1 protein-coding gene is annotated in these 275 nt (G+C 64.7%); it reads right to left on the bottom strand.

Going from position 1 to position 275, the window contains the following annotated elements; genetic code table 11:
- Nucleotides 1-275: hypothetical protein (locus tag KVT44_RS56075; RefSeq protein ID WP_217576976.1), on the bottom strand; the 275-nt coding region annotated here is incomplete at both ends.

Genomic DNA, 275 nt, shown 5'->3' with positions numbered 1-275 from the left:
ACAGAAGATGCGAACCGCGCAAGCAGCCGCGCAAGCCGCGCAAGCGGCGCTCGACGCGCAAACCGAGCACCGGCTCACCCTGGAAGCCCAACTCGACGCACTCCGCGATACGACAGCATCGACACTCGCCGGCTACCAGGCAGGTGTTGAAGCCGAACGCAAACGCCGAGAAGAAGCCCGTCGTAAAGCACGGGAAGCAGCCGCGCGGCAGGCCAGAGAGGAAGAACAACGACGTCGCGAGGAGGAACGGCGGCGACGAGTAACAGGCGGTAAAC

It is taken from the genome of Streptomyces sp. GbtcB7 (genome assembly GCF_019091445.1).
Taxonomy (GTDB): domain Bacteria; phylum Actinomycetota; class Actinomycetes; order Streptomycetales; family Streptomycetaceae; genus Streptomyces; species Streptomyces mirabilis.
Note: the sequence above shows the minus strand (reverse complement) of the source record. Positions and strands in the feature narration are given on the sequence as shown.